This window comes from Enterobacter sp. Taxon_8, from assembly GCF_058354585.1.
On sequence record NZ_CM177989.1, the window covers coordinates 976286 to 1003155 of the forward strand.

Annotated in this window: 28 protein-coding genes; 10 read left to right on the forward strand and 18 right to left on the reverse strand. The window is 57.0% G+C overall.

Annotated features, from left to right (window positions below; genetic code table 11):
- The first annotated feature begins 1 nt into the window (after position 1).
- Together luxS and AC4IBF_RS04710 are read left to right on the forward strand one after the other, a co-directional pair.
- Positions 2-517 carry an S-ribosylhomocysteine lyase gene (gene luxS / locus AC4IBF_RS04705; protein ID WP_008499539.1) on the forward strand — a complete coding sequence of 172 codons (516 nt, stop codon included), beginning with the start codon at positions 2-4 and terminating at the stop codon, positions 515-517.
- A 53-nt stretch (positions 518-570) separates the two neighbouring features.
- A complete protein-coding gene (locus AC4IBF_RS04710) occupies positions 571-1335 on the forward strand; it encodes an AraC family transcriptional regulator (RefSeq protein WP_491463172.1) in 765 nt (254 codons plus the stop codon).
- On the opposite strand, the gene leuA is transcribed toward AC4IBF_RS04710, so the two are convergent.
- The 13 genes from leuA to AC4IBF_RS04775 form a co-directional block, all read right to left on the reverse strand.
- Entirely contained in the window at positions 1322-2977 is a 1656-nt protein-coding gene (gene leuA, locus AC4IBF_RS04715) for a 2-isopropylmalate synthase (protein ID WP_491463173.1), read from the reverse strand. The two genes, AC4IBF_RS04710 and leuA, sit on opposite strands and share 14 nt — an antisense overlap.
- Positions 2978-3106: 129 nt before the next feature.
- Positions 3107-4654 (reverse strand): multidrug efflux MFS transporter permease subunit EmrB, encoded by a 1548-nt coding sequence (gene emrB, locus AC4IBF_RS04720; protein ID WP_115876129.1) that lies wholly within the window; start codon positions 4652-4654, stop codon positions 3107-3109.
- 16 nt (positions 4655-4670) lie between these two features.
- Positions 4671-5843 carry a multidrug efflux MFS transporter periplasmic adaptor subunit EmrA gene (gene emrA / locus AC4IBF_RS04725; RefSeq protein ID WP_248175168.1) on the reverse strand — a complete coding sequence of 391 codons (1173 nt, stop codon included), beginning with the start codon at positions 5841-5843 and terminating at the stop codon, positions 4671-4673.
- 126 nt (positions 5844-5969) lie between these two features.
- Positions 5970-6500, reverse strand: coding sequence for a transcriptional repressor MprA (mprA, locus tag AC4IBF_RS04730; protein ID WP_023333174.1), 531 nt, complete (start codon positions 6498-6500; stop codon positions 5970-5972).
- 313 nt (positions 6501-6813) lie between these two features.
- Positions 6814-7998, reverse strand: coding sequence for an MFS transporter (locus AC4IBF_RS04735; RefSeq protein ID WP_127732096.1), 1185 nt, complete (start codon positions 7996-7998; stop codon positions 6814-6816).
- Positions 7999-8172: 174 nt separating this feature from the next.
- Complete coding sequence (gene proX, locus AC4IBF_RS04740) at positions 8173-9168, reverse strand: glycine betaine/L-proline ABC transporter substrate-binding protein ProX (protein WP_133295019.1); 996 nt, start codon at positions 9166-9168, stop codon at positions 8173-8175.
- A 9-nt stretch (positions 9169-9177) separates the two neighbouring features.
- Positions 9178-10242, reverse strand: coding sequence for a glycine betaine/L-proline ABC transporter permease ProW (gene proW, locus AC4IBF_RS04745; protein WP_115876126.1), 1065 nt, complete (start codon positions 10240-10242; stop codon positions 9178-9180).
- A complete protein-coding gene (gene proV, locus AC4IBF_RS04750; protein ID WP_127732090.1) occupies positions 10235-11437 on the reverse strand; it encodes a glycine betaine/L-proline ABC transporter ATP-binding protein ProV in 1203 nt (400 codons plus the stop codon). The genes proW and proV overlap by 8 nt, the downstream gene beginning before the upstream one ends.
- A gap of 331 nt (positions 11438-11768) precedes the next feature.
- The gene (gene nrdF / locus AC4IBF_RS04755) at positions 11769-12728 is read right to left on the reverse strand and encodes a class 1b ribonucleoside-diphosphate reductase subunit beta (RefSeq protein ID WP_491463174.1); all 960 of its coding nucleotides are present in this window, start codon (positions 12726-12728) and stop codon (positions 11769-11771) included.
- A 9-nt stretch (positions 12729-12737) separates the two neighbouring features.
- A complete protein-coding gene (gene nrdE, locus AC4IBF_RS04760; RefSeq protein WP_133295017.1) occupies positions 12738-14882 on the reverse strand; it encodes a class 1b ribonucleoside-diphosphate reductase subunit alpha in 2145 nt (714 codons plus the stop codon).
- Positions 14855-15265: a class Ib ribonucleoside-diphosphate reductase assembly flavoprotein NrdI gene (nrdI, locus tag AC4IBF_RS04765; RefSeq protein WP_133295016.1), complete on the reverse strand. Its 411-nt coding sequence runs from the start codon at positions 15263-15265 to the stop codon at positions 14855-14857. Before nrdI ends, nrdE begins: the two co-directional genes overlap by 28 nt.
- Positions 15262-15501, reverse strand: a complete 240-nt coding sequence (gene nrdH / locus AC4IBF_RS04770) for a glutaredoxin-like protein NrdH (protein WP_111965893.1) — start codon at positions 15499-15501, stop codon at positions 15262-15264. The genes nrdI and nrdH overlap by 4 nt, the downstream gene beginning before the upstream one ends.
- Positions 15502-15753: 252 nt before the next feature.
- Positions 15754-16080 (reverse strand): ElaB/YgaM/YqjD family protein, encoded by a 327-nt coding sequence (locus AC4IBF_RS04775; RefSeq protein WP_008502569.1) that lies wholly within the window; start codon positions 16078-16080, stop codon positions 15754-15756.
- Between the two features lie 160 nt (positions 16081-16240).
- Here AC4IBF_RS04775 and AC4IBF_RS04780 point away from each other — a divergent pair, with 160 nt between their 5' ends.
- Positions 16241-16582: a DUF2002 family protein gene (locus AC4IBF_RS04780; protein ID WP_458728035.1), complete on the forward strand. Its 342-nt coding sequence runs from the start codon at positions 16241-16243 to the stop codon at positions 16580-16582.
- A gap of 35 nt (positions 16583-16617) precedes the next feature.
- Here AC4IBF_RS04780 and alaE read toward each other — a convergent pair whose 3' ends face one another.
- Positions 16618-17067 carry an L-alanine exporter AlaE gene (alaE, locus tag AC4IBF_RS04785; protein WP_458728034.1) on the reverse strand — a complete coding sequence of 150 codons (450 nt, stop codon included), beginning with the start codon at positions 17065-17067 and terminating at the stop codon, positions 16618-16620.
- 495 nt (positions 17068-17562) lie between these two features.
- On the opposite strand from alaE, the gene stpA reads away from it, so the two are divergent.
- The gene (gene stpA, locus AC4IBF_RS04790; RefSeq protein WP_127732086.1) at positions 17563-17967 is read left to right on the forward strand and encodes a DNA-binding protein StpA; all 405 of its coding nucleotides are present in this window, start codon (positions 17563-17565) and stop codon (positions 17965-17967) included.
- 38 nt (positions 17968-18005) lie between these two features.
- Here the strand turns inward: stpA and AC4IBF_RS04795 are convergent, their stop codons facing one another.
- The 3 genes from AC4IBF_RS04795 to AC4IBF_RS04805 form a co-directional block, all read right to left on the reverse strand.
- Positions 18006-18185 (reverse strand): YodC family protein, encoded by a 180-nt coding sequence (locus AC4IBF_RS04795; RefSeq protein WP_133295013.1) that lies wholly within the window; start codon positions 18183-18185, stop codon positions 18006-18008.
- A gap of 79 nt (positions 18186-18264) precedes the next feature.
- Positions 18265-18786, reverse strand: coding sequence for a rhodanese family protein (locus AC4IBF_RS04800; RefSeq protein ID WP_111965891.1), 522 nt, complete (start codon positions 18784-18786; stop codon positions 18265-18267).
- Between the two features lie 9 nt (positions 18787-18795).
- On the reverse strand, positions 18796-19095 hold the full coding sequence (locus AC4IBF_RS04805; RefSeq protein ID WP_115876118.1) for an ArsR/SmtB family transcription factor: 300 nt from the start codon (positions 19093-19095) through the stop codon (positions 18796-18798).
- A gap of 181 nt (positions 19096-19276) precedes the next feature.
- On the opposite strand from AC4IBF_RS04805, the gene AC4IBF_RS04810 reads away from it, so the two are divergent.
- On the forward strand, positions 19277-19435 hold the full coding sequence (locus AC4IBF_RS04810) for a YqaE/Pmp3 family membrane protein (protein WP_115876117.1): 159 nt from the start codon (positions 19277-19279) through the stop codon (positions 19433-19435).
- On the opposite strand, the gene AC4IBF_RS04815 is transcribed toward AC4IBF_RS04810, so the two are convergent.
- Entirely contained in the window at positions 19432-20361 is a 930-nt protein-coding gene (locus AC4IBF_RS04815) for a LysR substrate-binding domain-containing protein (protein ID WP_115876116.1), read from the reverse strand. The genes AC4IBF_RS04810 and AC4IBF_RS04815 overlap by 4 nt on opposite strands.
- Positions 20362-20681: 320 nt before the next feature.
- On the opposite strand from AC4IBF_RS04815, the gene AC4IBF_RS04820 reads away from it, so the two are divergent.
- From AC4IBF_RS04820 to AC4IBF_RS04840, 5 genes are all read left to right on the forward strand, one after another.
- The gene (locus tag AC4IBF_RS04820; RefSeq protein ID WP_320739566.1) at positions 20682-21287 is read left to right on the forward strand and encodes an ankyrin repeat domain-containing protein; all 606 of its coding nucleotides are present in this window, start codon (positions 20682-20684) and stop codon (positions 21285-21287) included.
- Positions 21288-21395: 108 nt separating this feature from the next.
- Positions 21396-22937 carry an acyl-CoA synthetase FdrA gene (gene fdrA, locus AC4IBF_RS04825; protein WP_271369192.1) on the forward strand — a complete coding sequence of 514 codons (1542 nt, stop codon included), beginning with the start codon at positions 21396-21398 and terminating at the stop codon, positions 22935-22937.
- A complete protein-coding gene (locus tag AC4IBF_RS04830; RefSeq protein WP_491463175.1) occupies positions 22937-24352 on the forward strand; it encodes a YlbE family protein in 1416 nt (471 codons plus the stop codon). The genes fdrA and AC4IBF_RS04830 overlap by 1 nt, the downstream gene beginning before the upstream one ends.
- Positions 24353-24363: 11 nt before the next feature.
- The gene (locus AC4IBF_RS04835; protein WP_115876113.1) at positions 24364-25917 is read left to right on the forward strand and encodes a xanthine permease; all 1554 of its coding nucleotides are present in this window, start codon (positions 24364-24366) and stop codon (positions 25915-25917) included.
- A complete protein-coding gene (locus tag AC4IBF_RS04840; RefSeq protein WP_133295008.1) occupies positions 25914-26870 on the forward strand; it encodes a carbamate kinase family protein in 957 nt (318 codons plus the stop codon). The genes AC4IBF_RS04835 and AC4IBF_RS04840 overlap by 4 nt, the downstream gene beginning before the upstream one ends.

The window sequence follows — 26870 nt, forward strand, 5'->3', positions numbered from 1 at the left end:
TATGCCGTTATTAGATAGCTTTACTGTCGACCATACCCGTATGGAAGCACCTGCAGTCCGCGTGGCGAAGACCATGCACACCCCGCACGGCGACACGATCACCGTTTTCGATCTGCGTTTCTGCGTGCCAAATAAAGAAGTGATGCCGGAGAAAGGTATTCACACTCTGGAGCACTTATTCGCCGGTTTTATGCGTGACCACCTGAACGGCAACGGCGTTGAGATCATCGATATCTCTCCGATGGGCTGCCGTACCGGTTTCTACATGAGCCTGATTGGTCAGCCTGAAGAGAAACGTGTGGCAGATGCCTGGAAAGCGGCGATGGAAGACGTGCTGAAGGTGAAAGAGCAAAACCAGATCCCTGAGCTGAACGTTTACCAGTGCGGTACTTACCAGATGCACTCTCTGGAAGAAGCGCAGGAAATCGCGCGCCACATCATCGAGCGTGATGTTCGCGTGAACAGTAACGAAGAGCTGGCCCTGCCAAAAGAAAAGCTGCAGGAACTGCACATCTAGTGCACCTTTTCCCTCTCCCTCAGGGAGAGGGTAGGGTGAGGGTTGTTTAACCCATGACCACAACTTCGACTTTTTCCTTTATCCATCGTCCCCTCGTTCCGTTTGCACATGATTACATTCATGGTGACAGCGAACCCTGGCACAAGCACGACTGCGCGCAGCTGCTGCACACCCTGAGCGGCGTGGTACGGGTGGATACCGCATCAGGCTGTTGGGTTGTGCCTCCCGGTCGCGGCGTCTGGCTGCCTGCGGGGACTCGCCACTCGCTTCGCATCACCGGCAACGTGGCGGCGCGAACGCTGTTTGTCGATCCGCTGGCGCGGGCCGATCTTCCGGCCACCTGCCAGATCGTGCAGATCACATCGCTGCTGCGCGAACTGATCCTCGTCTGCCTTGCTTTACCTGAATCGTACTCACCCGGAAGCCGGGATGAGCGCGTCTATGAGCTGATTCTTGATGAAATCCGCACTATGCCGGTGCTGCCGTTTCACCTGCCGGAGCCGGAAAGTGAGGCGCTACGTCGCCTGTGTCTGCAAATCCGGCAAAACCCGGGGGAAAGCTGGAGCAGCGCGCAGGCCGCGAGCATGATGAACGTGAGTGAGCGCACCCTGAACCGCCATTTTCAGCAGCAGACGGGATTGAGCTACGGCGAGTGGCTGAGAAGGGCGCGCCTGCTGGAAGCCTTAGTGCGGCTGGCGCAGGGCCAGCCGGTATTGCGCGTGGCGCTGGATCTGGGTTACGGCAGCCACAGCGCCTTTACGGCGATGTTTCGCCGGGTGATGGGCGTCTCCCCCAGCGATTACTTTAAGAACGACTGACGGCGTTAAACAGCGCCTGAAGCGACGCGCGCGCCACGTCGCTGTCAATGCCTACGCCCCAGCGGCTGCTGCCGTCCTGGAACAGGCAGCGGATGTAGGCCACCGAGCGGCTGTCGCTGCGTTCGCCTAACGTATGCTCGTGGTAATCCTTTATCACGAACGGGGCGTTGACCCAGCGGCTTAAGCCGTGAGCGGCGGCGGAGAGCAGACCGTTACCCTGACCCTCCAGCTGGCGCGTTCCTCCCTGTGTGGCGACGCTGGCCGTCAGACGCAGCTGGCCGTCCTGCTGGCTGTCGCTGCGGTAGGATTGCAGCGCATAGTGCGGCGTTGCTACCAGGCCGTAGCGGGCGCTGAACAGCTGCCACAGCGCATTATGCGTCATCTCTTTTCCGTGGCGATCGGTTTCCTGCTGCACGTGCAGGCTGAAATCCTGCTGAAGGGCGCGAGGTAATTTCAGGCCATGATTCTGTTCGATGAGCCATGCGCTGCCGCTTTTTCCTGACTGGCTGTTTACGCGGATCACCGCTTCGTAGGTGCAGCCGATGTCCTGGGGATCGACGGGAAGGTAAGGCATCTCCCAGCGATCGCCTGGCCTGCGGGCATCAAAGCCTTTTTTGATCGCGTCCTGATGCGAGCCGGAGAAGGCGGTATAGGCCAGCCGTCCTGCCCACGGATGGCGCGGGTGCACCGGCAGCTGGTTGCAGGTTTCCACCACTTCCACCACCCGATTCATATCGCTAAAGTCCAGATTCGGGCTAACCCCCTGGCTGTAGAGGTTCATCGCCAGCGTTACCAGGCAGACGTTGCCCGTACGTTCCCCGTTACCAAACAGACAGCCCTCCACGCGGTCAGCCCCCGCCATTACGGCCAGCTCCGCGCAGGCGACGCCGGTACCGCGGTCGTTATGCGGATGCACGCTGATGCAGACGTCGCGGCGGCGGCTAAAGTGGCGACAGAAGTACTCGATCTGGTCGGCATAGACGTTCGGCGTGCTCACTTCGACGGTGGCGGGTAAGTTGATCACCATAGGCCGTTCGTCGCACGGCTGCCAGATCTCCGCCACCGCTTCACAAATCTCCAGCGCAAACTCCGGCTCGGTAAAGCAGAAGGTTTCCGGAGAGTATTCATACTGCCAGCGGGTGTCGGGATTTTCCTCACACAGCTGGCGAATAAGCCGCGTCGCGCGCGTCGCCAGCTCAACGATTTGCGCTTTCTCCATGCCGAAGACCAGGCGGCGGAACAGCGGGGCGGTGGCGTTATACAGATGCACGGTGGCCTGCTTTGCGCCGCGCAGGGATTCAAAAGTGCGATGGATGAGATCTTCCCGCGTCTGGGTTAATACCTGAATCGTCACGTCATCCGGGATGCGGTTCTCTTCAATCAGCTGGCGAACGAAGTTGAAATCCGTCTGCGAGGCTGAAGGAAAAGCCACCTCAATTTCTTTGAATCCGCAGCCCAGCAGCAAATCCCAGAACTGCAGCTTGCGGGTGCTGTCCATCGGCTCGGCAAGGGCCTGGTTGCCGTCGCGCAGGTCGGTTGAGAGCCAGCGCGGCGCGCGGGTGATGCGTTGCTCCGGCCAGCGGCGGTCGGGCAGGGAAAGGGTCGGATAGGGTTGGTACTTGTCGGCGGGTGTGTTCAGCATGATGCGCTCCTGTTGTCTTTTCACTATCGTGAATTGATTACAGGAGCGCTGCTTTATCGAAACTGACAATCGCTGTCGCGTTCTGGACAACCGGGGCGGTTGCCCTGTGGCGGCTACCAGCGCAGAGGATTAATGCGCACCACCGCCGCCGCCGCCGGCACCAAACGGCGGTCTGGCAAACCACACCAGCCCCAGCAGGATGATAAAGATCCCTGCCGATATCCAGAAAATCTCGTTGGCCGAGATAATTAGCCCCTGGTTGGTGATCTGCTGGGCAATCCAGCCGGACGCCTGCTGCTCCGTCATTCCCATCCCCTGAAGCTGGCTATACATCTGCTGAGCATTCGGGTTGTACGGGTTCACCGCTTCGGTCAGCTGGGCGTGGTGCATCGATTCACGGTTCGTCCACAGGGTGGTGGTGATCGACGTACCGATGGAGCCCGCCAGCGTACGGGTGAAGTTCGACAGGCTAGACGCGGCCGCCAGACGCTCGGGCGGTAAGCCAGAGAGCGTGATGGTAGTCAGCGGCATAAAGAAGCACGCGACCGCGAAGCCCTGAATGAACTGCGGCCACGCAGAGGCGCCAAAGTCCATTCCTGGCTCAAAGGTATACGCACGCCAGTAGAAGCACACCGCATACATGATGAAGCTGAACGTCACAAGACGGCGCATGTCGAGCTTATGGGCGAAGCGGCCAATTATCGGCGACAGCAGGACCGGGATCACCCCGACCGGCGCTGAGGCCAGACCCGCCCAGGTTGCGGTATAGCCATACACCTCCTGCAATAGCTGCGGCAGCAGAACAATCGCGCCGAAGTAGAGCATATAGGCGAGGCTGATACACAGACATCCAATGGTAAAGTTTCGCGACTTAAACAGCGAGAGATCGACTATCGGGTTGTCGTCCGTCAGCTCCCAGACGATCAGGAAGCTTATCGACACCACCGCGACAATGGTCAGGATGATAATTTCCTGCGAGTTGAACCAGTCGAGCTCTTTACCGCGGTCGAGCATGATCTGCAGACTGCCGATACCCAGGATCAGCAGCGCCAGCCCGATGCTGTCGATTCGCCGCTGTTCGGTGCGGGTCTCACGTCCCCGCAGCGACTGCAGCGTCATTAATACCACGACGGCGCCAATCGGTACGTTGATGAAGAAGATCCAGCCCCAGTGGTAGTTATCGCTGATGTACCCGCCCAGAATCGGTCCGCAGATGGGCGCGACGATAACGGTCATCGACCAGAGCGCCAGCGCGACGGAACGTTTTGCGGGAGGGTAGTTGCTCAGCAGCAAACTCTGAGAAAGCGGGATCAGCGGCCCGGCGACAATCCCCTGAATGACGCGGAAGAAAATCAGCATCGTCAGGCTGCTGGACATGCCGCACGCCCACGAGGCCAGTACAAACGCCACCGTGGACCAGAGGAACAGCTTCACCTCACCGACGCGCTTTGCCAGCCAGCCGGTAATCGGAATGGAGATGGCGTTTGCCACCCCAAACGAGGTAATGACCCAGGTCCCCTGGCTCAGCGACGAGCCAAGGTTACCGGCAATGGTCGGGATCGCCACGTTTGCGATGGTGGAGTCCAGCACCTGCATGAATGTCGCCAGCGACAGCGCTATGGTCATAATGACCAGCTGCGCCCCTTCCAGCGGTTTTTGCGGCTTTTGCTGTTGCATAACGCTCACCTTCGGATTAACCGGCGTTTGCCTTCACGATGTCATCGATCAGCTTGTTGACCGGATCGAGGCTAATTTCACGGGCGTTACTTTCATAAGCCGGGCTGCTGCGCACCTGGCTTGCCAGGATCTGACCGTCGCGGTTGGCGGTGTCAACGGTCACCAGCGTAGAGAGGCCGATACGCAGCGGGTGATCCGCCAGCTGTTTGGCATCCAGTTCGATACGCACGGGCAGACGCTGAACCACTTTGATCCAGTTACCGGTGGCGTTCTGCGCAGGCAGCAGGGAGAAGGCGCTGCCGGTCCCCATATCCAGGCCGACCACTTTACCGGTGTACTTCACGTCATCGCCGTAAATGTCGCTGACAACCGTCGCGGTCTGGCCGATACGCATATGGGCAAGCTGCGTCTCTTTAAAGTTGGCGTCGACCCAAAGATTGTCTGCCGGCACGACCGCCATCAGCGGCGTGGTTGGGCTAATCTGCGCTCCTGGCTGGACGGAACGACGGGAGACATAGCCGGTCATCGGGCTGACGATTTTGGTACGCTGCAGGGCAAGCCACGCGTTGCGCACTTCAGTCGCCGCCTGCTGTACGGCGGGCTGGTTTTCCAGACTGGTGCCCAGCACCATCGCCTGGTTGGCGTTGTACTGTTGAATGGCCACATCCAGCTGTGCCTGAGCGCTGGCAACGGCATCGCGGGCGTGCTGCAGCTCTTCACGGCCAATCAGGTTGGCGGTGCCGAGCGGCACGCGGCGGTTCAGGTCGCTCTGCGCCTGCGCCAGCGCCGTTTTCTGCACGTCGATGTTGGCCTGCAGCTGTTTGCTGTTGATCATCAGCTGGCGGGTCTGACGGACGCTGGAGGCCAGCGCGGTCTGTGCTTTTTCAAAAGCCTGCTGGGCGTCGGTTGGATCGAGGGTGACCAACACATCGCCTTTTTTCACAAAGTCGGTATTGTCAGCCCAGACTTTCGTCACGCTGCCCGACACCTGCGCCATAATTTGTACCTGGTTCCCTGCCACGTAGGCGTCGTCAGTCTCTTCAGCATGACGCAGTACTAAAAACCAATAGATCCCATATGCCACGGCAATAATGATAAAGAGCAAGGTCAACAGAAGAAGGGCGCTCTTACGTTTGCCTTTCTTGTTGGCCGGTTGCTGCGGGGTAGTGCTCTCCGCATTTGCGCTCATTGTTGTTCTCCACGATCTTCTTATTTTCACATCGGCTGAGCCGACCTGTTGTCAGAAAGGCCAGCAGTGTGACGTGCTGGCCTGTCGGTTTTCTTATGAATCAGGAATGGTGAGCGTGTCGTCGCGTTAGCGCAGCGCCTCAAGAACGGCGCCGTCTTCATCCATCTGGTCCAGACGGGTGAGCAGCTTGCGAGTGATGTGCTCAAGCTGGTCGCGCTCGGCAGTGCTGAGGACAGACCAGAGTTTGTGCAGGCAATTGTGCTGAGGTGGCAGCACCTCGCGCAGGAACTGGTGACCTTTATCTGTCAGTTGCAGATGCAGGCAGCGGCGATCGTTGTCGCTTTCGCGGCGCTCAATCCAGCCACGCTTTTCGAGTTCATCGGCAATACGGGTCGCATTGGTACGGGAGGAGCCCAGCGCGCAGCTCAGTTCGGAAGGCTGAATGCTGTGATTTTCCTGAGACTCCAGCGTGATCAACGCCATAAACAATGTCTCGTTAATCCCTTGAGCTTTCAGCATTTTATTACGGTTTTCCAGCAGCTTACCCTGCATGTGCATGCACAGGCGAGTCAGCAGGATTTCCTGGTACGGAAAGTCCTCATGGCGACTGGCGCGGAATTTAAGCATTTGTTCAATGGGCGTAAACGAACTATCCATTTGGGCATAACCTCATTAATTACAGCCGATATAGTAACGACGGTGACAAATAATGTAAATGAATTATTTGTGCGGTTATATCCGCCAAACTTATGTCACCATCAGAAAGCGCCGGGTAAGTCCGTGACCCGGTGAGCACAGAAAGCGTAGGGTATGAACCCGCTGAGGAGAGGATGTGAGGACGGGGGTCTGAACTATTCATGCCAATTGTAAATATGTCACCCACATTAAAATTTCTGGGATAAATGATTACGTTTACATTAACAGAGTGAAGGGCCTCTTAACACCCTAAGAGGCCAACTCAATGTAAATGTTAGTTAATTGCATCCTGACGGTGGTAACCGCGCCACCATACTAGCAGGTTGAGGGTAGCAACAATGGCCCCAATCGCACACACCCCCGACCAGCCCGCATGCTGCCACGCCGACGCTGAAATTAGCGAACCCGCAGCGCCGCCGATGAAGTAGCTGGTCATGTAACCAGCCGTCAGGCGGTTACGCGCCTCAGGCTTCACGCGATAGATGACGGTCTGATTGGTAATGTGAACGCCCTGTACGGTGAGATCGAGTACCAGGATACCGACGATCAGCGCCAGCACCGAAATGTGTCCGTACCAGATCGCCGCCCAGGAGAGCAGAAGTAAAATCAGTCCTGCGGAGGTGGTCAGGTGGGATTTGCCCTTGTCGGCCAGCCCGCCTGCGGGACGCGCGCCCAGTGCGCCTGCGGCGCCGGCCAGGCCGAACAGGCCAATCACCCCTTCGGAATAATTGAACGGCGGTGCGGCCAGCAGAAACGCCATCGACGTCCACAGAATGCTGAAGTTAGCGAAGGTGAAGCAGCCCAGCAGGGCGCGAGTGCGCAGAAGCTTATCCTGGGTGAACAGGCTGAAAACGGAGGCCAGCAGCTGCGGGTAGTTCAGGTGGTTTTCCTGCTTCACTTTTGGCAGCCCGCGCCACAGCGCCAGCGCCATAACAACCATCAGCACGCTCGCCACCCAGTATACGGTGCGCCAGCCGCCGAGGCTTGCCAGTAGCCCAGCAACGGTACGCGCCAGCAAAATCCCCAGCAGCAGGCCGCTCATGATGGTACCCACCACCTTGCCGCGTTTTTCCGGCGAGGCGAGGGTAGCGGCGAGCGGGACCAGAATTTGCGCCACCACGGAGAACAGTCCCGTTAGCGCGGTTCCGACGATCATCATCGTCAGCGACTGGCTGCTGGCGGTGATCAGCATCCCACCGGCGGCCAGCAGGGTCATGGAGACGATCAGCATTCGGCGTTCAAACATATCGCCCAGCGGCACCAGAAACAGCAGCCCGGCGGCATAGCCTAGCTGTGCTGCGGTGACGATAAAGCCTGCGGAGCTGGCGGAGAGATTGAACGCGCGGGCGATGGTGTCGAGAAGAGGCTGCGCGTAATAGTTGCTGGCGACGGCCAGACCCGTTGCCACGGACATTAAAAGGATGAGTGCGGGGCTAAGCCCTTGAGTTGTTTTTGTCATTAGTTTCAGGAATCGTTAGTTGAGTGATTATTTTTCCGGAAACCATAATAGCTAATGATTGTGAAAGTTGGGGGATTGTTGGGTGATGGATTGTGCGGTTTAGGTTGGGTGCGGTTTGATCCCCTCACCCCGGCCCTCTCCCTTTGGGAGAGGGTTAGGGTGAGGGAAAATGTTTTACTTCTGCGCCTCAAGCGCCTCTTTCACCCAGCCATCAAACTGCTGCTGGTGGGCTTTGATCCAGCCGTCGACGTGGCCTTTGACATCCGCTTCAGATGATTTGCCCGCGTGCATCATCGCGTTCTGGGCGTTGATGTCAGCCAGCGGCAGCTTCATTACCGAAAACAGCTTCGCCGCCGCCGGGTTTTTCTCCGCCCAGGCTTTGTTCGCCACGATATGCATGGTGTTCACCGGGAAGCCGTAGTTCATGCCGTTCGGCAGCCTGGTGTCGATATCTTTCTGCTCGCCCGGCAGGGAAGAGAACGGCACCTGCAGCCACACCACGTCTTTACCCGGCTTCAGCACGTCGCTCACCCAGTACGGCGTCCAGGTGTAGTAGATCACCGGTTTACCCTCTTTGAAGCGGGCAATGGTGTCGGCCATCATCGCTGAATAGTTGCCGTGGCTCACGTCGACCGTTTTCGCCAGATCGAAAGCTTTGTTCTGGTGGTTAATCACCGCTTCACAGCCCCAGCCAGGCGAGCAGCCCATCATGTCGGCCTTGCCGTCACCGTTGGTGTCAAACAGTTTGGCGATCTTCGGATCTTTCAGCTGTTCAATATTGGTGATGTGGTACTTATCGGCGGTTTTCTTGTCGATCAGATAACCCTGCGCCGCGCCCGTCACGAAGGTACCCTCGCGATAGAATTTCTTGTCGCCACCGGCGGCGGCATACATGTCGTCGTGCAGCGGCTGCCAGTTGACGGCGGTAAATGTGGCGTCACCGGAGGCAATCGAGGTGTAGCCCACGTTGTAATCCACTTCGCTCGGCGTGTTAACCGTATAGCCCAGTTTTTCCAGCGCGCGGCTGACGATCAGGGTCTGGAAGCTCTCTTCCGAAATGGTGCTCTGCACCGGCTGCACGGTAATGCCTTTGCCCGGCAGGTCTGCCGCAAACGTGCTGGTGGAGACAAGGGTGGCAAACGCTGTGGCAAAAAGTACGTTATGTCGCATCGTTGTTCCTTATTTTATAAATGGGCGGGTGAGTAACCCGACAGGGCCGGTGGAATACCAGCGACGGTTGCCGCGACTGCGTGAATCACGACCGACGGCCTGGGTCAGGCGGTCAAGGATAATGGCGAGGATCACAATGCCGACGCCGCCGACGGTGGCCAGCCCCATGTCGAGACGGCCAATGCCGCGCAGCACCATCTGGCCCAGTCCGCCAACGGCGATCATCGAGGCAATGACGACCATCGAAAGGGCCAGCATCAGCGTCTGGTTAACGCCCGCCATGATGGTTGGCATGGCCAGCGGGAGCTGAACCTTAAACAGCATCTGGCGCGGGCTGGCGCCGAACGAGCGTGACGCTTCGATCAGGTCCGCAGGCACCTGGTTGATCCCGAGAATGGTCAGACGAATAATCGGCGGCAGCGCGAAGATAATGGTGACCACCACGCCCGGCACGTTGCCGATGCCGAACAGCATCACAATCGGCACCAGATAGACGAATGCCGGGGTAGTCTGCATTGCATCCAGCAGCGGACGGATAATCTTCGCCGCCCGCGGGCTGCGCGCCAGCCAGATCCCCATCGGCAGGCCGATGACGATGCAGAAGAGCAGGGCAGTCAGCACCAGCGCCAGGGTGATCATCGCCTGCGACCAGGCCCCAATCGCGCCGATGGCAATCAGCGAAATCAGCGTGGCGATCCCCATCCCGGCGCTGCCAAACTGCCAGGCGATCAGGGAGAACAGAATAATCGCCACCGGCGCCGGCATGCCCAGCATCAGCTGCTGGAAGCCGTTCAGGATGTAATCCACCGGAATGCGGATCCCCTGGAAAACCGGGCGGAAGTGCGTCACCACCCAGTCGATCCCCTCCGTGACCCAGCTGTCCAGCGGGATCAGCGTTTTATGGAACGGATCCATGATGTTGAAATGCTCTGGCGCAGGCGCGGGTGCGCTATTGAGCCAGTCTGCCGCGCCGCCACCGTCGGCGGGTGCTGGCGTGGAACCCCACGCGTCGGCGGATTGTGCAGCGCTGTCCGCTGCTTCAGCGGTGCCCCACGGGTTAGTTTGATCAGCCATTATTTGCCCCCTCGCGATCTAAAGCCTGCAGCAGCATCCGTTTGGAGATGATACCGACGTACTGTTGTTCCTCACCCACGACCGGTACGGCGCAAGGCGCCTGCCCCACGTGAGAGAGCAGCTCGCTGAGCGGCGTTTCGGCGTCCACGGCAAGCGGAGCGTCAATTAACGCCGCATCGATGCCCTGGTTTTCGCTGAGCGCGGTTTTCAGAGAATCGATGGAAACAACGCCGACAAATTTATTGCCGCGTTCAACCAGATAACCGTATTCACGGTCTTCGTCCTGCAGCAGCTTAAGCGCCGAGCGTGGGCCGAAACCTGGGGTTTTACGAATAATGCCGTTTGGCGTTCGACGGGCAATATCTTTGGCGCTAAAGACCTGGCTAATATCCACGCCGCGGAAGAAGGTGCGTACATAATCATTCGCGGGATTATTGAGAATTTCATCCGGCGTGCCGACCTGCACCACTTCACCGTTTTGCATAATGGCAATACGGTCGCCAATACGCATGGCTTCATCCAGGTCGTGGGAAATAAACACAATGGTTCGCTGATGTTTAGCCTGTAATTTTACCAGCTCGTCCTGCATCTCGGTACGAATTAACGGATCGAGGGCGGAGAAGGCTTCATCCATTAATAATATGTCTGGATTAATGGCTAATGCACGGGCTAATCCCACGCGCTGGCGCATACCGCCGGAAAGTTCATCCGGGTACGCATGCGCATAATTTTCCAGCCCAACCTGACGCAGTGCATCCAGAGCTTTTTCCTGACGTTCCTGAGCCGGCGTGCCGGCTAATTCCATGCCGAAGGCGGTATTATCCAGTACCGTCATGTGCGGCATTAGCGCGAATGACTGAAACACCATTGCGATCTTCTTTCTGCGCACCTCGCGAAGCTCGGCGTCTGATATTCTGGCGATATCTACGCCGTCAATCAGCACCTGTCCGCGGGTGGGTTCAATCAGGCGATTGAGAAGGCGAACCATAGTGGATTTACCCGAACCGGATAATCCCATGATGACAAAAATCTCGCCTTCTTCAATGGCCAGACTGGCGTCTTTAACGCCAAGCGATAGCCCGGTTTTTTCCAGAATTTGCTCTTTTGTGAGGCCTTTCTCAATATATTTGAATGCGCGCTGCGGGTGCTCGCCAAATACTTTATAAAGATTTTTCACTTCTAATTTAATTGCCATGCAATAGAGAGTGTCCTGTTATTTGTTTATGCCGATATGATTACCATGGTAAATTGTTAACGGGCATAACCCTAACATACTGAGAATCTGAGACAACCCTGGGTTTACTTTTGGCATGAATTTTCAGGGAAGCGAAACGGCTGAATTTCCCATGAGTAAAGGGCTGAGCGTGATCTGAATTTTTCTCAATTTTTTGCTGCTGCATCGGGAAATTTCGCCTGAATTGGAATGATTCAGGCGAATATGACGTGGAAATTACAGTGTAGTTGTTTTGTAAATATTAGAGAGGGAATTGTTGGGTTTATATTAAATTAACGAACGTTAGCGTTCATTAAAAATCCCAGTCTTCATCCTCGGTTTCCACCGCTTTGCCCATCACGTACGATGAGCCCGATCCCGAGAAGAAATCGTGGTTTTCGTCGGCATTGGGCGACAGCGCGGCCAGAATCGCCGGGTTCACCTCCGCCATCTCCGGTGGGAAAAGCGCCTCGTAGCCCAGGTTCATCAGCGCCTTGTTGGCGTTGTAGCAGAGGAAGGCCTTCACGTCTTCCTCCCAGCCGGTGCCGGCGTAGAGTTCTTCGGTATAGCTCAGCTCGTTGTCGTACAGATCCATCAGCAAATCGAGCGCAAAGCCTTTAAGCTCATCGCGCTTTGCCTCGCTGACTTTCTCCAGCCCTTTCTGATACTTATAGCCGATATAATACCCATGAACCGCTTCATCCCGAATGATAAGCCGAATCAAATCGGCGGTGTTGGTGAGCTTGCCCCGGCTCGACCAGTACATGGGCAGCCAGAAGCCGGAATAGAAGAGGAACGATTCCAGGAATACGCTGGCGATTTTCTTTTTCAGCGGCTCGTCGGCCCGATAATACGTCAGTACCAGCTCCGCCTTTCTCTGTAATGACTCACTCTCTTCACTCCAGGTATAGGCTGCGTCCACGTCTTTGGTCTGGCACAGCGTGGAGAAAATCGAGCTGTAAGAGCGGGCGTGCACCGCCTCCATAAAGCTGATGTTCGACATCACCGCCTCTTCGTGCGGCGTCAGCGCGTCGCTCATCAGAGCCGGTGCGCCGACGGTATTCTGAATGGTGTCCAGCAGCGTCAGGCCGGTAAAGACGCGGATCGTCAGCTGCTGTTCGGCGTAGCTCAGGGTTTGCCAGGCCGGAATATCGTTGGAGAGCGGGACCTTTTCCGGCAGCCAGAAGTTGCTGGTCAGACGGTTCCAGACCTCCAGATCTTTATCGTCCTGGATTTTGTTCCAGTTAACGGCACTCACGCGTGACAGTTTCATCCTTTCTCCTTACAGCGCGCAGGACACGCAGCCTTCAATTTCGGTGCCTTCCAGCGCAAGCTGGCGCAGGCGAATGTAGTAAAGCGTCTTGATACCTTTCTTCCAGGCGTAGATCTGCGCCCTGTTGATATCCCGCGTGGTGGCGGTATCCGGGAAGAACAGCGTCAGCGAGAGCCCCTGATCCACGTGTTTTGTCGCCTCCGCGTAGGTATCGATGATTTTTTCCGGGCCGATCTCATACGCGTCCTGATAGAGCGCCAGGTTCTCATTGGTCATAAACGGGGCAGGGTAGTAAACGCGCCCGGTTTTGCCTTCTTTGCGAATCTCGATTTTCGACACGATCGGGTGAATGCTCGACGTGGCGTGATTGATATAGGAGATCGAACCGGTTGGCGGCACCGCCTGCAGGTTCTGGTTGTAGATGCCGTAGCGCATCACGTCATTCCGCAATTGCTGCCACATTTCGCGCGTCGGCAACTCGATTCCGGAGAGAGCAAACAGTTCGCGCACTTTTTCGGTTTTCGGCTGCCAGTCGCCTTCCAGATACTGGCTGAAATATTCCCCGCTGGCGTAGCGGGACTGCTCAAAGCCCGCGAACCGCTGGTTGCGCTCGCGCGCCAGCATCATCGAGGTGTGGAGCGCGTGCCAGGTGATGGTGTAAAAATAGAGGTTGGTGAAGTCCAGCCCTTCCGGACTGCCATAGGCGATGCCCTCCCGCGCCAGGTAGCCGTGCAGGTTCATCTGCCCCAGCCCGATGGCGTGCGACGCGGCGTTGCCCGCCTCGATGGACGGCACGCTGCGGATGTGGCTCATGTCCGACACCGCCGTCAGCCCGCGAATGGCGGTCTCCACCGTGCGGCCAAAGTCGGGAGAATCCATGGTGTGGGCGATATTCAGCGATCCGAGGTTGCAGGAGATATCTTTGCCGATGTCAGCATAGTCGAGGTTTTCGTCGTAGGCCGATGCGCTGTTGACCTGCAAGATCTCCGAGCACAGGTTGCTCATGTTGATGCGCCCGGCAATCGGGTTCGCGCGGTTCACCGTATCTTCATACATGATGTACGGATAGCCGGACTCAAACTGGATCTCCGCAAGCGTCTGGAAGAAATCGCGGGCGTTGATATATTTTTTGCGAATGCGCTCGTCGGCTACCAGCTCGTCATACAGCTCGCTTATCGCCACGTCACCAAACGCTTTGCCGTAAATACGCTCAACGTCATACGGCGAGAAGAGCGCCATCCCGGCATTCTCTTTGGCCAGTTTAAAGGTGATATCCGGGATCACCACGCCCAGCGACAGGGTTTTGATGCGGATTTTTTCGTCGGCGTTTTCGCGTTTGGTATCGAGAAAACGCAGAATGTCCGGATGATGCGCGTGCAGGTAAACCGCTCCCGCACCCTGGCGCGCGCCAAGCTGGTTAGCATAAGAGAACGCATCCTCCAGCATCTTCATCACCGGGATCACGCCGGAAGACTGGTTTTCGATGCGCTTGATCGGCGCGCCCGCTTCACGCAGGTTAGAAAGCAGAAACGCCACGCCACCGCCGCGTTTGGAAAGCTGCAGCGCCGAGTTCACCGCGCGGCCAATCGACTCCATGTTATCTTCGATACGTAGCAGGAAGCAGGAAACCAGCTCGCCGCGCTGGGCTTTACCGCAGTTGAGGAAGGTCGGCGTGGCTGGCTGGAAGCGGCCGGAGAGGATCTCGTCGGTGAGCTGTTGCGCCAGCGCTTCATCGCCCTGCGCCAGGGTCAGTGCGACCATCACCACGCGATCTTCAAAGCTCTCTAAGTAGCGTTTGCCGTCGAAAGTCTTCAGCGTATAGCTGGTGTAGTACTTCCACGCGCCGAGGAAAGTCTGGAAACGAAAACCGCTGGCGTGGGCGCGTTCAAACAGCTTCACCACAAAGGCACGGTCGTAGCGGGTGAGTACGCGCGCGTCGTAGTAACCCTCGTTAACCAGGTGGTCGAGACGTTCATTCTGGCTTGCAAAAGTCACGCTGTTGGGCCGCACGTGGGCGGCAAAAAAGGCGTCCACCGCCTCACGGTCTTTATCAAACTGAATGCGTCCCTCCCGGTCATAGAGGTTAAGCATCGCGTTTAATGAGTGGTAATCCGGCGTCGCCTGGATCACCCGTTCTGCGGTTGTCGTTGCCAAAATTCGTTCACTCCTTTACGCACGTTTTCGACGTCCTGCTGCGTCCCCATCAGCTCAAAGCGATAGAGATACGGCACGCCGCATTTTTGAGAGATGACATCCCCGGCACGGCAAAAGGCATCGCCGAAATTACGATTCCCCGCCGCGATCACGCCGCGGATTAGCCCGCGATTATGAGGATCGTTCAGAAAGCGGATCACCTGGCGAGGTACCGCGCCCGCCGTACCGCCTCCGCCATAGCTGGGCACCACCAGAATGTACGGTTCCTCTACTCGGATCCGCTCCCGCTCGTTGAGCGGAATGCGCACCGCAGGCAGCCCGACGCGCTCAATAAAACGGAGCGTGTTTTCCGAGCTGCTGGAGAAGAACACCAGTCTGCTCATGCCCGTGCGGCCTGCGAGGCGAGGCGGTTGATCATGTCCGGGCGAAAGCCAGACCAGCTGGTCTCCCCGGCTACCACCACCGGAAGCTGACGGAAACCCTGCGCGCGAAGGGTGTCTGCGGCCTCGGGCTGCTGGTCAATATTCACCATCTCAAACGCCACGCCGCGGCTTTCCATCGCCCGTTTGGTCGCGTGGCACTGAACACAATCGTTACGAGTGTAAATAATAATGCTCATGATTCGTATTTCCATTTAAAATGAGAGAACGGCGCGAATCATCGCGTCAGGTTGTGTGTGTCTTCCTAAAAGGAATACTAGATGTAGTTGTCTTAAGTTTCAACCATACAAGATATGGGAAATTTAGATTGATGATGTCCCGATGATGAGCCCAGCGGGGCAGGGCAGGCTATACGGGTTTTACAGGCGAGAAGGCAAAGAAAAGCCCCGGCAGCCACTGACCACCGGGGCAGATAACGATGCGCGATCGGGTTATTTACGCAGGCTAAGCAGAGCGCCCACGAAGATACCGACTGCCGCTACCGTGCCGAGCGTACAGAGCGGTTTCTCGCGTACGAAGGTCGTTGCGCAGCTGACCGCATCGCAGGCAGCCTGTGTCGTACGCGTGCGGCCGTTTAAACGTGCGCGGGTTTCACGGAGCAGAGACTGAGCCTTACGCTTTGCGGCATCCGCTTCGTCCTTCGCGTCACTTCCCCAGGACTTCAGCACCTCTTCCAGCGTGTCCGCTAATTGGCTGACATCATTACGAATATCCTGAGCGTCGTCGTTAATATCGTTTCGGTTCGGTCTGTTAAACATACGATCCTCCGTAATTTTGTGTTCCCGTTCAGTTTAGTTCAGAAATTTAATATCTGAAGCGCATCACGCGTTATCCGGCAGTTTATGGACTATTCTGAAAGCCCTGCTATTGCTGAATACTGTAAGGTTGCCGGGCAGGAAAAGATAACGAGGAAAAGATATGTATTTACGACCTGACGAGGTGGCACGCGTTCTTGAAAAAGAGGGATTCACCATGGATGAGGTGACGCCAAAAGCGTATGGATATCGCCGCGGCGAGAATTATGTTTATGTTAATCGCGAAGCAAGAATGGGACGTACCGCTCTCATTATTCACCCGACGCTGAAAGACAGAAGCCTGTCATTTGCTGAGCCTGCCTCGGATATTAAAACCTGCGATCATTATCAGCAATTTCCGCTCTATTTAGGCGGTGAACGGCATGAGCATTATGGTATTCCGCACGGTTTCAGTTCACGTATGGCGCTGGAGCGATTTTTGAAGGGATTGTTTGGCGACGTATAGTAAATCCGCGACTGGCGTGCGCCAGTCGCTTCACATCACGCTTTAGCCTGGCTGTACTGGCTGACCTTAAACAGGCGGCGGCAGTAGTCGAGGAAATAGCCGTAAACGGCTCCCATCAGCATCGAAATGACAATATTCGAACTCACTGCCGCAGCGATCTGGTGCCAGTCTGCACCGACTGTCAGAAGAATGGCCACGTAAACCGGCGACTGGAACGTTACATACGCCAGGACGTCTGCCAGGTTTTTCACCCAGCCTGCAGGACTAATTCGACGCGCGAAACGCATTACCGCATCGCGGTATAAACCGTAAGGCCATGCAATCATAATATTGACCGGGATCGCCACCAGACGAGAAGAAAGTGACTGCTCGAAGGACATTCCGGAGAGGAATATTTCGATCAGCATGTTCACGACGGAACAGTAAACAACCATCGCGAAGGTATCCGCCACCGCGTGGCGCAGGCGAGATTGCGGCGAGAACATGTCTGAACTCCTTGAGAAGAACACAAAAGAAACGATTTCCCTTCGGCGCATAGTGCTTTAGGTTGGTTTGTTTGACTTGTATAGCGTATATCTCTGAGTTTGAACAGACAACTAGTGATTAATTTTTATTTAAGCGCCTTTTGTCCACAATATTCTCTAAAGTTGTTCGTTTTTTGCTCCGATCGTTATAATCTCTCTCGTTTGGCTTTTTTTATATGAAAATCAATAGCTTGGTTTTATTGATGGCGCAGGCGACGAATCCGCCTCATGACAGCGGCGCAGTATGCTGTGATTTGGAGTAAAGTTGACCATTTATATTAATGCGGTGATTAGATACCCCTGTTTCCTGGCAGCCCCGTGCGCTATTATTCGCAATGAGATTTTAATATATTTACACTGATGCCCATACGGACCCTTGGGTAGATATTTCAACTCAAATGAATTATTCTGTCGGCGATTTATCTATTTACCCCAAAGAAAAGGTTTTCAAATAATATGTCTTTGACGTTACAGAATCTTAATAATATCCGAACCCTGCGCGCCATGGCGCGTGAATTATCCCTGGACGTTCTTGAGGAAATGCTGGAAAAGGTCAGGGTCGTTACTGAAGAGAAACGGAGTGAACTGACGGAATTAGAGCAGCAGCGCGCCGAGCAGCAGGAAAAAATTAATGCCCTGCTGGAACTGATGAAAGCCGATGGTATTTCACCGACCGATCTGCTGGGCTCTGAACTGGCGCTGGCGGGTAAGCAAGCGAAAAAGCGTAAGCCGCGTGAAGCAAAATATCGCTTTATTGACCAGAACGGTGAAGAGAAAACGTGGACCGGTCAGGGCCGCACGCCGAAGCCTATCGCCAGCGCGCTGGAAAACGGTAAATCACTGGATGATTTTCTAATCTAATGCGTTGACCGGGCGGAACATGCCGCCCGGTTATCTGTTCAGCAGACGCCGAAATCACCTTCTTCGCTATACGGCGCAACATCGGCGGCTTTCAGCGTATATTTCTCGCCTTGCTCATTGCTGGCCTGGACCGCCACAATGCTGTCACCGTTCACTTCGAGCACTTTCAGTTTCGGGCCGCCTTTACGCGGTTGCACATAATCACCGACAGAAAACATATTACCTCCTCATCGTTTTAGCGATCTTCACATTAGCCCACGCATGACGCCGGGTACAGCGTATTTCACCGATTACTGCTTATGAGGTACGTCGGTTCCATGGCATCACCTTAAGCAGCCGCGCCATGCCGCAAAAGCCCGTCACACCCGCAAACAGCAGCCCGGCACCGACAAAGCCGCTGAGCAGGAAAAAGCCGCTGGAGACGCTATAGCCCAGAACCACGCCACAGAGTATCAACAGCCCGGCGGCAATTTGCACCTGACGCATCAGCGGCAGCGGCTGAGATTTGTCTTCGACAGTCGGCAGCCCAGCCTGCTTCCAGCCCTGAATGCCCCCTTCGACAACAAATGCCTGAGCGGCAACGGCAGCCTGCGCCAGGCGATCGGCATTGCCTGAGGTACGGGCGCCGGACTGGCAGTGAAAAATCACCGTTTCACCCGCCTGCGTTTTAAGTCCACCGGGTAAAGTACCCAGCGGCACGGACCGCGCGGCGGGAATATGCTCGCGGGCGTACTCATCGGCATCACGAATATCAATCAGTTTTGCGCCTTCAGCGATGCGGGCACTGGCCTCGCGCGGCGAAATAAGGGGAAGTGACATAGCGGCTCCTTACGGGCAATAAAGCTTTTTCAGGGTGCTGATGAGCTGATGCACCGCATCGTTTTTAATGAAATAGAGAATGCGCTGCGCGTCGCGGGTACTGTCGATCAGACCTTCCTCACGCATGCGCGCCAGATGCTGCGACGTGGCGGAAGGACTAAGCCCCGTGGCTCGCGCCAGTTCTCCCGCGCTGGTGCCGGGCGCTCCGCACAGGGTGCAGAGGATCAGCAGCCTACGCGGGTTGCTCATCGCTTTTAAAAGTGTGGCGGCCTGCTCGGCGCTGGCCTGAAGCTGTTCGAGTTCAGTCATATTAGTTTAGTGTTTTCTTAATTAAGGTAATGCTAAACTAATCCGGTATATTAAACCAGCGTCACAAGCGTAAAAGAGGGTAAACGCGGGGCAGAAAACTGGCGCAGACAGGTAAGCTGGCTATGCTTACAAAGGGTTCTCTTTATTATTTTCAATGGATTAGCTTGCACGGAGTTTTGATATGGGTTTTTGGCGTATTGTTTTTACCATCCTGTTGCCGCCGCTGGGCGTGCTGTTAGGCAAAGGGTTTGGCTGGGCGTTTATTATCAACATTATTCTGACGCTGCTGGGCTACATCCCGGGTCTTATCCATGCCTTCTGGATTCAGAGTAAGAACTAAGCACGCCAGAGTAAGTCGCTGTAGATCCCGGTCAGCACGCCCTGGGGGCCAAACTGCTGTTTGATCCAGCGCGTGACCTGACCGGTTGCGGCATGCTGCGTGGCGAGCAGCATGCGCGAATCCTGACGCGGGTTATTGATACGCCGCGTCACCAGCAGCCCGTCTTCCACCGCTTCCCGCGCCATATACTCCGGCAAAAAACCTATCCCTTCTCCCAGGATCTGACACTGACACTTGGTGTTAAAGTCCGGCACCAGAATCGCCTCCTGCCCGTGCAGCAGCCAGCCGACCTTTTTGTTAATGGTGTGCGCGGTATCTTCCACCATGATGTTGGGATACAGGCGCAGCTGGCTTTCCGCGATCGGTTCCGGAACGAACGCCAGCGGGTGCTCCGGCGCGATGGCAAACACCCAGCGAATGGCGCCGATTTCGGTGTAGTCAATTCCGCCGCCGTCGAGCAGCGTGTCCGGCGCGCCAATGGCGATATTGGCCTGGTTGTTGATGATAGAGTCCCACACGCCGTTATAGACTTCGGTGGTGACGGTAATCTGACAGGTGGGGAACTGCTTTTTTAGCACCTGTAGCAGCCGCGCGGTATGGCGCGGCGTATACAACAGCTGGTTGATACAGATGCGTACACGCGCCTCGATGCCCTGTGAAATGGTATCAATCCCGCGCTTGATGGCGTGAAAATCGTTAAGCAGGTCGGTGGCTTTGCGGTAAAAGTAAAAGCCGGATTCGGTCAGCTCAATGCTGCGCGTGCTGCGGACGAACAGCACCACGTCCAGCCCGGTCTCCATGCGCTTAATGGTGTAACTGATGGCGGAGGTCGTTACACCCAGTTCGGCGGCGGCTTTGCTGAAGCTGCCGAAGCGTGCGGCGGTGGTAAAGGCCAGCAGGTTCTCCTCGGTAAAGATGGAATTCATATCTCACTCCCTTCAGCCATCAGTTTTGAACATATTTTAACAGCGTCGTTACAACGCATTTGAAGCCGATCACAGTTCTGGCTATTTCATCAATGCCGCGCCATACAAGGCTTTTCCAGACATAAGCATAATGCGTTTTGACGCGCTAAAAAGCGGTTAAACATAAGAAAAAGGTTGCACAGACGCACGTTTTGACCGGTTTATTGAATTTAACTCAACAATGAATTGTCTGTCGATGAATCATTTTTAAGCGGATTCTTTTATGACCAGGCTGTTGCTATTCTCAGGTCAACAGAAATAAAAACATCGGGAGTCTGAATATGTCTGCAACTGAACTGGTTACGGAATTTTTGCTGGCGGCAGAAGAGGGCAATAGCGATGCGCTAAAAGCCTGTCTGGAGAAGGGCGTGGATATTAACGCCACGAACCGCCAGAAAAGAACCGCCGTTATTATTGCCAGCCTGAAAAAACATTATGCCTGCGTGGAGTTCTTAATTGCCGCCGGGGCGGATATTGATAAACAGGATCAGACCTGCTTTAACCCTTTCCTGATTAGCTGCCTGACGAACGATTTAACTCTCCTGCGGCTGGTATTACCCGCGAACCCGGATCTCGACCGTCTGACGCGTTTTGGCGGCGTGGGCATTACGCCTGCCAGTGAAAAAGGGCACGTGGAGATCGTCCGCGAGCTGCTGGAAAAAACCGATATCAACGTTAACCACACCAATTTTGTCGGCTGGACGCCGCTGCTGGAAGCCATCGTACTCAACGACGGCGGCGCAAAGCAGCAGGCGATCGTGAAGCTGCTGCTCGAGCACGGCGCGAACCCGCATATGACCGACAAATACGGCAAAACCCCGCTCGAACTGGCGCGGGAGAAAGGCTTCACTGAGATTGCAGACCTGCTGGCGGCGGCGGGCGCGTAAGACGGTCGGTCAGCCCGTTCCGGCTGGCCGCTAATTAAATAAAACATTTTTACCGACGTGCATTTTGCACGACGGCGGCCCCCTTTTATCCGCGAACAGGTGCAAATAATGCCAACGAAAATCGTGATTAAAAAGAACACCTATTTTGACTCCGTATCATTAATGTCCGTTTCCACTAAAGCCAATAAATTGCCGGGCGTCGAACAGGCCTTTGTCGCCATGGCAACGGAAATGAATAAGGGCGTTTTAAAAAACCTCGGGCTTTTAACGCCGGAATTAAATGAGGCGAAAAACGGTGACCTGATGATCGTCATTAAAGGCGACGCGGCGAATGAAGAAACGCTGGCCGCTATTGAAGCGCTGTTCACGCGTAAAGAGAGCGCGGGCTCCCATGAAGCGCGCTACGCGACGATTGCCAGCGCCAAAACCCATCGCCCGGACAGTAACCTCGCGGTCATTTCCGTCAACGGTACCTTCGCCGCCCGCGAAGCGCGTCAGGCGCTGGAAAACGATCTCAACGTGATGCTGTTTTCCGATAACGTGTCGCTTGACGACGAGCTGGCGCTGAAGAAGCTCGCTCACCGGAAAGGGCTGCTGATGATGGGGCCGGACTGCGGCACCGCCATCATCAACGGCGCGGGACTGTGCTTCGCCAACGCGGTGCGTCGCGGACCGATTGGTATCGTCGGCGCATCCGGCACCGGCAGCCAGGAGCTGAGCGTGCGTATTCACGAATTCGGCGGCGGCGTGTCGCAGCTGATCGGCACCGGCGGACGCGATCTCAGCGAGAAGATCGGCGGCCTGATGATGCTTGACGCCATTGAAATGCTGGAAGCCGACGAGGGTACAGAAGTGATTGCGCTGATCTCCAAGCCGCCCGCGCCAGCGGTGGCGGAGAAAGTGCTGGCCCGCGCGCGCGCCTGTCGTAAGCCCGTGATCGCGTGCTTCCTCGGTCGCAATGAACCGCCCGCCGATGAGGACGGACTTCAGTTTGCGCGCGGCACCAAAGAGGCGGCGCTGAAGGCCGTCCTGCTCACCGGCATCAAAAAAGAGTCCCTCGATCTGCACCCGCTCAACTGGCCATTAATTGAAGAGGTGCGCGCTCGCCTGACCCCGCAGCAGAAGTACATTCGCGGCCTGTTCTGCGGCGGCACCCTGTGCGACGAGGCGATGTTTGCCGCGCTTGCGAAATTCGACGACGTTTACAGCAACATCCAGCCGGATCCGGCTAAGCGCCTGAGCGACATCAGCGTCAGTAAAGCCCACACTTTCCTCGATTTTGGCGATGACGATTTCACCAACGGCAAGCCGCACCCGATGATTGACCCGACCAACCGCATCAGCCGCCTGCTGCAGGAGGCTCGCGACCCGGAAGTCGGGGTGATTGTGATGGACTTTGTGCTCGGCTTCGGCGCCCACGAGGATCCGGTCGGCGTGATGATCGACGCCATTAAAGAAGCACAGGCCATCGCGAAGGCCGATAACCGTCCGCTGGAGATCCTCGGCTACGTGCTCGGCACCGACCAGGATCCGCAGTCGCTGGCGCAGCAGTGTCAGCTGCTGACCGACGCCGGCGTCATCTGGGCCAGCAGCAGCACCAATACCGGATTACTGGCACGCGAATTTGTCTGCAAAGGGGAGAACGCATAATGACCACCTTATTTAACCAGCCGCTGAGCGTCATTAACGTGGGTCTCGCGATGTTCAGCGACGATCTTAAAAAGCAGCACGTTCCCGTGACCCAGCTCGACTGGACGCCGCCGGGGCAGGGCAATATGCAGGTCGTTGAAGCGCTCGACCAGCTGGCGGAAAAACCGCTGGCGGAGAAAATCGCCGCCGCCAACCAAATCGCCCTTGAGCGCATTATTCAGTCTCATCCGGTACTGGTGGGCTATGACCAGGCGATTAACGTTGTGCCGGGGATGACCCGCACCACCATTCTGCACGCCGGTCCGCCTGTCTCCTGGGAAAACATGTGCGGCGCGATGAAGGGCGCGGTCACCGGGGCGCTGGTGTTTGAAGGGCTGGCGAAGGATCTGGACGACGCGGCGCGACTTGCCGCCTCCGGGGAGATCGCCTTCTCGCCGTGCCACGAGCACGACTGCGTGGGCTCCATGGCGGGCGTCACCTCCGCGTCGATGTTTATGCACATCGTTGAGAACAAAACCTACGGCAACCGCGCGTTCACCAACCTTAGCGAGCAGATGGCGAAGATCCTGCGCATGGGGGCCAACGACCAGAGCGTCATTGACCGACTGAACTGGATGCGCGACGTGCTCGGCCCGATGCTGCGCGACGCGATGAAGATTATCGGCGAAATCGACCTGCGCCTGATGCTGGCCCAGGCGCTGCACATGGGCGACGAGTGCCACAACCGCAATAACGCGGGCACCACGCTGCTGATCCAGGCGCTGACGCCGGGGCTAATTCAGGCGGGCTATCCGGTGGAGCAGCAGCGCGAGGTGTTCGAGTTTGTTGCCAGCAGCGACTACTTCTCCGGCCCGACGTGGATGGCGATGTGTAAAGCCGCGCTGGACGCCGCCCACGGCATTGAATACAGCACCGTGGTTACCACCATGGCGCGCAACGGCTACGAATTCGGCCTGCGCGTTTCGGGGCTTCCGGGGCAGTGGTTCACCGGCCCGGCGCAGCAGGTGATCGGCCCGATGTTCGCGGGCTATAAGCCGGAAGATTCCGGGCTGGATATCGGCGACAGCGCGATCACCGAAACCTACGGCATCGGCGGCTTTGCGATGGCGACGGCCCCGGCGATTGTCGCCCTGGTGGGCGGGACGGTGGAGGAAGCCATCGACTTCTCCCGCCAGATGCGCGAAATCACCCTCGGCGAAAATCCGAACGTCACCATTCCGCTGCTCTCGTTTATGGGCATTCCAACCGCCATCGACATCACGAAGGTCGCTGGCAGCGGCATTCTGCCGGTCATCAATACCGCCATTGCACACAAAGACGCGGGCATCGGCATGATTGGGGCGGGCATCGTTCACCCGCCGTTTAGCTGTTTTGAAAAGGCGCTGTTGACCTTCCGCGATCGCTACTTTTTATAAGGCATGCATCCATGAAAAACATGAAACTGGAGTGGAAAAGAGGTGACTGGGCGGCTTATTTCGGGTTGATGACCAACAACCTGACCAATTTGCTGACCATGATGGGGTTGCTCATTTTTGTCGTCGGCATCCCGAAGGAGATTGTTTATGGACGCATCGCGCCGGCCTTCGGGCTGGCGGTGCTGGCCGCGAGTATCTGCTACGCGTGGTTCGGCATGCAGATGGCGCGCCAGACCGGGCGCACGGACGTCACCGCGCTGCCGTCCGGCCCCAGCGCGCCGTCAATTTTTACCGTGACCTTCCTGGTGCTGATGCCGGTGTATCAGCAAACGGGCGATGCGGAGTTTGCTATTCAGATTGGCCTGGTCTGGTGCTTCGTTGAGGCGATGATTCTTGCGGGCGGTTCATTCCTGGGCGAAACCATCCGCAAGATGATCCCGCGCACCGTGCTGCTGTCATGCCTGTCCGGTTTAGGACTGCTGCTGCTGGCGATGAACCCGATGCTGCAGGCGTTTGAAGCGCCGACAGTATCGTTCATCGTCCTGCTGCTGATCTTCATCAACTGGTTCGGCAAAAAGCCGATTTTCGCCAGAATCCCTACCGGCCTGCTGTTGCTGATAGCCGGTACCGCACTGGCGTGGATCTCCGGCCTGCAGAGCCCGGAAGCGATTAAAGCGTCCATGTCATCCTTCGGCTTTAACCCGCCGCAGGTGCACGTAGAAGGCTTCCTGCAGGGCCTGCCGCACGCGCTGCCGTATCTTGCCTCTGCCGTACCGCTGGGGCTGGCGAACTACATCTTTGACCTTGAGAACATCGAAAGCGCCCACGCGGCGGGGGATGAATACCCGACGCGTAAAGTCATGCTGGCGAACGGTCTGGCCTCCATGCTCGGCTGCCTGATGGGGAACCCGTTCCCGGTGACGGTTTACGTCGGCCATCCCGGCTGGAAAGCGATGGGGGCCAGCATCGGCTACACGCTGGCCTCCGGCGTGACCATGTTCATTGTGCCGCTTTTCGGGCTGGGGGCGTTTATGCTCGCCATCATTCCGATGACCGCCATCGTGCCGATTCTGGTGTTTATCGGCGTGGTCACCGCCAACCAGGTGGTGAGGGAAACGCCGAAGGTGGAAGTGCCCGTGATCTTCATCTGCCTGTTCCCGTGGATCGCCAACTGGGCGCTGACCATGATGAACAGCGTGATGGGAGCGGCGGGCACGAATGCCGCCAAAATCGGTACCGACGTGCTGCACAGCAAAGGGATCTACTACGAAGGATTAGTCCATCTGGGGAACGGGGCACCGCTTGCCAGCATGCTGTGGGGCTGTATCGCCATCTTTGCCATTATCAACAAACCGCTGCGCGGAGCCGTGGCCGCGGCGGGCGGGGCACTGCTGGCGCTGTTCGGGGTGATCCACGCCCCGGTGGTGGGTTTTGCCGAAGGCAGTTCGCTGATGTTCGTCACCGCGTATCTGATGATGGGCGGCATGTTTGTGGTGAAGCATTTTCTCGACAGCCGGGAAGTTGCGAGCGCTGCGTCGGGTAATGTTGCGAAGGAACACGTATGAAAGAGCTTATGGTCGTTGCCATCGGCGGCAACAGCATTATCAAAGACAACGCCAGCCAGTCGGTTGAACATCAGGCGCAGGCGGTCAAAGCGGTGGCAGAGTCGGTGCTCGAAATGCTGGCCTCCGACTATGACATCGTGCTTACCCACGGCAACGGTCCGCAGGTGGGGCTGGATCTGCGCCGCGCTGAAATCGCCCACGAGCGGGAAGGGCTCCCTCTGACGCCGCTGGCAAACTGCGTGGCGGACACCCAGGGCGGCATTGGCTACCTGATCCAGCAGGCGCTGAACAACCGCCTTGCCGCGCGCGGCGAGCAAAAGGCGGTCACGGTCGTCACGCAGGTGGAAGTGGATAAAAACGATCCCGGCTTTGCGCACCCCACGAAGCCGATCGGCGCGTTCTTCAGCGAGGCGCAGCGCGACGAACTGCAGCTCGCGCACCCGGACTGGCACTTTGTTGAAGATTCGGGCCGGGGATATCGTCGCGTGGTGGCCTCCCCGCAGCCGCTGCGCATTGTCGAGGCCGACGCGATCAAGACACTGACGCAAAAAGGCTTCGTGGTGATCGGCGCGGGCGGCGGCGGTATTCCCGTGGTGCGCTCGGCGCAGGGCGATTACCAGAGCGTCGACGCGGTGATTGATAAAGATCTCTCCACTGCGCTGCTGGCGCGCGAGATCGGCGCCGACGTGCTGGTGATTACCACCGGCGTGGAAAAGGTGTGTGTCAACTTCGGTAAGCCAAATCAACAGGCGCTGGAGACCGTCGACGTAGCGGAGATGACGCACTACATGGAAGAAGGTCATTTCCCGGCGGGCAGCATGCTGCCCAAAATCGTCGCCTCGCTGGAATTTTTACACCACGGTGGCAAGCGGGTGATCATCACCTCGCCAGACTGCCTGCCCGCCGCGCTGCGCGGGGAAACCGGTACCCATATTGTAAATGAAGGAAGATAA